5 protein-coding genes are annotated in these 3,177 nt (G+C 62.1%); all 5 read right to left on the reverse strand.

The features are described from left to right. Nucleotides 1-14: 14 nt before the first annotated feature. Nucleotides 15-545 (reverse strand): hypothetical protein, encoded by a 531-nt coding sequence (locus tag EV674_RS17195; protein WP_119014913.1) that lies wholly within the window; start codon nucleotides 543-545, stop codon nucleotides 15-17. Continuing rightward, the gene (locus EV674_RS17615) at nucleotides 542-1,189 is read right to left on the reverse strand and encodes a hypothetical protein (protein WP_206613266.1); all 648 of its coding nucleotides are present in this window, start codon (nucleotides 1,187-1,189) and stop codon (nucleotides 542-544) included. The genes EV674_RS17195 and EV674_RS17615 overlap by 4 nt, the downstream gene beginning before the upstream one ends. Then, the gene (locus EV674_RS17205; RefSeq protein WP_132750522.1) at nucleotides 1,186-1,590 is read right to left on the reverse strand and encodes a hypothetical protein; all 405 of its coding nucleotides are present in this window, start codon (nucleotides 1,588-1,590) and stop codon (nucleotides 1,186-1,188) included. Before EV674_RS17205 ends, EV674_RS17615 begins: the two co-directional genes overlap by 4 nt. A 14-nt stretch (nucleotides 1,591-1,604) precedes the next feature. Then, on the reverse strand, nucleotides 1,605-1,907 hold the full coding sequence (locus EV674_RS17210; RefSeq protein WP_119014915.1) for a helix-turn-helix transcriptional regulator: 303 nt from the start codon (nucleotides 1,905-1,907) through the stop codon (nucleotides 1,605-1,607). 94 nt (nucleotides 1,908-2,001) lie between these two features. Beyond that, the gene (locus EV674_RS17215) at nucleotides 2,002-2,742 is read right to left on the reverse strand and encodes a protein kinase (RefSeq protein ID WP_119014916.1); all 741 of its coding nucleotides are present in this window, start codon (nucleotides 2,740-2,742) and stop codon (nucleotides 2,002-2,004) included. Nucleotides 2,743-3,177: the final 435 nt, after the last annotated feature.

Here is a 3,177-nt window from a genome sequence, read left to right on the forward strand (position 1 = left end):
GTCATGGTGTGCCCTTACTGGATGTGCTGCGCGCTGGTGTTCACAGTGCGGCGGGCAGGCTTCGGCGCTTCATCTTTGATAGCTGCTTGCGCTTGTTGGGTATGGCTTGCAGCCTGTTTTGGCTGTGGGTTTTGGTGGTGCTGGGTCTGCTGCTCTTGCGCCCACTTGGCTAACTCTCCGGCCTTCACATCGCGGCGCAGGTCGCTGGTGAACGTGACGCCTCGCAGTTCTTGCAGGCCCTGCGCGTCACGAATGAATGCGGGTTCGTCGCCTGCGCCCTCGGCAATGTGCAACTGCACCAGCGTGGTGAGGCTGTGGACGGCGGCCAGCAGTCCCATGTTCCGGGTCGGGCAGTGCGTGGCCTCGCCTGCTGCGCGCTGGGATTCCCTGTCGTGCAGCAAGTCCACCACGGCATGGATGCCAGCAAGGGCGGCGCTCAGGGTGGTGATGTGCGTGCCATCCAGCACAGTTGCACGCTCCAAGCTTTGGCCGTGGTAGGAGGGAATGCACAGCTCTTGCGTGAGTTCTGGGGTGGTCGTGCTCATGCCGTCACCTCCAGCGCTTGCAGTGCCTTGAGCAACTGGACAGCCTTGCGGCGGGCAGCGGGGATGTTGCCACGGCTCAGATACAGCTTGGCCATGGTGGCATCGCTGGCGGCTTGCAGCAGGGCAAAGGCTTGCTGTTCGCTGGTGCTGTCGAAGTGGGTGGTGTTGCCCGTGGTGGGCAGGATGATGGGCGTGCGCGCGCTGGCGCTGGCCACGTTGATAGCGGTCATGGTCTTGGCTCCTTCGGGAGTGACAAGGGCCACCGTTTGCGTTTTTGAGCGCATCGGGTGGAGCGTGGTGGTCAAAAACACGTCCGAAGCCGTGCGGGCGTCCTTGCGGATAGCCCCCACCACGCTCCAAAACCATAGGGCTGTGCAGGCGCACAGGCCCCAAAAATTGGGCGTGACAAAACCCTGCTTTGCGGTGAGGGTTGCGACCGCTTCGGAAAAGGTGTTTTTGAGCACCGGGGCTTTCGCCTTGACGCGGATTGTGCCACGGCTCCACGCCGATGGCGAGGTACACCAGGCGCGCAGCACGGCGGTGTTGATCGTGTCGCGCAGCGCCAGCAGGCGGGCCATGGCGGTAAACTGCGCGGTGTCTGGTGCGCTCGATGCTGCTTTGTGTGGTGTCGGGCGCTTTTTCATTCTGCGGCCTCCCCATCGAACTTCGGCAGGTTCGCAATGCCCAGCTCCAGCACGTTGACGATGGCTGCGGCAAAGCCACCAGCGGCGCTGTCGGGGTGCTCCAACTTGACCAGGGCGCGCAGGGCTTCATTCACGGCGCGGAACGTCTCGGCCTGGGGGCGGCCACGCAACGCGAACAGTTCACTCGATAGGTCGGTGCCCAAAGCAGCGCCAGCGCGTTCACTCTCCTCCTGGGCGGCGGTGGTGGCGTGCTCCAGCAGCGCAGCGCCCAAGGCGGCCAGGCCGTCAGGGCCGATGGGCATGGACAGGGCAATGCCCTCGGCGGTGCAGGCGGTTATCAGGCCCTGGCCCACGGTGATTTCGTGGCCTTCGGGGTGGACGTAGATGGGGGTGTGGTGCATGGTCAGTGCCCCCTTCACGCTGCGGCCTGGGATTGCAACCAGGCGCGAATGTCGCCCACGCGCCAGGCGGTGATTTTTTCTGACAGTCTGATGGGGGCAGGGAACTGCCCCAAGCGAACCCAGCGCCACAGCGTCGCAGGCGATATGGGGATGACTGGCGCTGGGTTGTTGGGCTTCTTCACCAGTTGCGACTCGCGCACCAGGGCGCTATCGGGTAGCCGGTCGAACGGGGTAATGGTCGCCGCTACTGGGAACGGGCTGGCGCTGGTGACTGCGCTGGCGATGGCGCTGCGCTGCGGGTTTGCTTTGGGTGACATTGCTTGCCTTCCTTTGGTTGGGATGGCGTGAATGTCTTTGTTTGCCCCTCGCCTGTAACCGCAGGTGCGGGCTGCATTACCGCAGGTGCGGTACTCAATCGGCGCTCAATAGACGCCTTGCCACCGGGAAAACTTCTTGCAGCTTGCGCGCGCTGATACCCTCCTTGTCCGAGTAGTTCTCCACAAGCTCTCTGATTACTGCGGCATCGTCGCTTCTGCCGTCTCTCGGGTTTTTCACCAATTCCAGCAATCCGCCGATGATGCGGTGAAGGCTGTTGCGCTCGCGTGTGGAAAGGGGTTCGGCTGCGCCAAGTCTGGCGACCAATTCGCTGCGTTCAGCAATCCATTCCTTTTTCTCGGCAATGGCTACCTTGGCCCATTCTTCGGCCTTTTCAATTCTCGCCTTTAGCGCGTCTCTGTCGGCTTGCAGCGCCCGGAACGAATCTGCGTTAATCGCTGGGTGAGCCGTGCGCTCAATGTCATCAAAGAGAAACTTTGGCTTTTGGTCTGGGTGGTGCTTTGCCATCCAGGCTTTCAAGTCGCTATGCCGGATGGTGCGCCTCGTAACTGCAACGTGGTCGCCTGGGATCACTGTTTTGCCGTCGCGTCCGTGTGGCAGCTCGCCGGTTTCTATGGCGTCAATGATTCGCTCAATATTTGTGCGTAGGCAAGGCCATTGCGGGAATGACCCCAGAGGTGGATATTGGGATTCGCCAGCGGCTTGTAAGATTTTCATCTCGTGCGCAATCAGGCCGCACCAGCGCAAGGCCGCGTCAATTGGCCGATAGTGGAGTTTGGCTAAATCGTTGCAACTCTTTGTGTCGTATGTCTCCATCGCGCCCCCCTGTCTCGCCCCCTGAAATGAGAAAACACGCCAGCCGGTCAGGGGGTGTCCGGGGTTCACCATCGGGGATCAGCCGATGGCTAGGCGTGTTGGTGGCCATTGTGCCGCACCTGGGTGTGTTGTTGGCTGGGCTGTCGCCGTTGTCGCCGCTGTCGCCATGTCGCCAGGGGTGGCTACGCGCTCACGGGTCGGGCCTTGTTGTCCGGCTATCGGACTTCAAAAACGATAGCTGCTTGCGCCCGCTGCATAAGGGCTGGCGCTGGTTTTTGCTGGAAAATCAGGCTGTAGCCACTGTAGCCACTGTAGCCAGTAGCCACGGGGCGATTACGCTACCTTCACCAGCGGGATGACCTGGGCGCCCATGCGCAGCGTGTCCAGGTAATCGGCCCAGCGCTGCAACATCTCACGGCGGGCGGGCAGGTGGGC

This window comes from Simplicispira metamorpha (assembly GCF_004341365.1).
GTDB lineage: Bacteria > Pseudomonadota > Gammaproteobacteria > Burkholderiales > Burkholderiaceae_C > Simplicispira > Simplicispira metamorpha.

Coding starts and splice junctions, on each gene's coding strand:
- EV674_RS17195 (WP_119014913.1), bottom strand. CDS start 545: ATGAGCACGACCACCCCAGAACTCACGCAAGAGCTGTGCATTCCCTCC.
- EV674_RS17615 (WP_206613266.1), bottom strand. CDS start 1,189: ATGAAAAAGCGCCCGACACCACACAAAGCAGCATCGAGCGCACCAGAC.
- EV674_RS17205 (WP_132750522.1), bottom strand. CDS start 1,590: ATGCACCACACCCCCATCTACGTCCACCCCGAAGGCCACGAAATCACC.
- EV674_RS17210 (WP_119014915.1), bottom strand. CDS start 1,907: ATGTCACCCAAAGCAAACCCGCAGCGCAGCGCCATCGCCAGCGCAGTC.
- EV674_RS17215 (WP_119014916.1), bottom strand. CDS start 2,742: ATGGAGACATACGACACAAAGAGTTGCAACGATTTAGCCAAACTCCAC.